The 379-nt window shown below is 29.0% G+C and carries 1 pseudogene; it reads left to right on the top strand.

Annotated features, from left to right (window positions below):
- Positions 1-377: pseudogene (locus tag OH806_RS16555) on the top strand (hypothetical protein); the annotation flags it as partial.
- Positions 378-379: the final 2 nt, after the last annotated feature.

Raw genomic sequence — 379 nt, 5'->3', positions numbered from 1 at the left:
CCTCAGACAATTGTTTAGTTACGGAGATAGAAGATATAGAACAGGCAACGGAAATATTATTTGAAAGCATTGTTTTGAAAGTTGATGAATTAGACGGAAGTTTAAGACAGTTTTTTGAAAGGTTGAAGAAGTTTATAAAAAGTCCTGAAAAAGACTTTATGCAAAGAGAAATCCGACAAGAATTTAATCTGTCAAAAACACAATTACAAAGATATATTAATACACTTTTAGAGCTGGAATATATTAAGCAGGTTGGAGGATATAACAATACAGGAATCCGTTACAAAGTAAGTTACTGGGATAATTATCAGAAACTGAGAGTAGAAATAAAAGACTATTTATTGAAGCAGATAAAAGAATTAAAAAGCAATAAATAAAT

Source organism: Chryseobacterium oryctis (assembly GCF_025971925.1).
Lineage (GTDB): Bacteria > Bacteroidota > Bacteroidia > Flavobacteriales > Weeksellaceae > Chryseobacterium > Chryseobacterium oryctis.
Note: the sequence above shows the minus strand (reverse complement) of the source record. Positions and strands in the feature narration are given on the sequence as shown.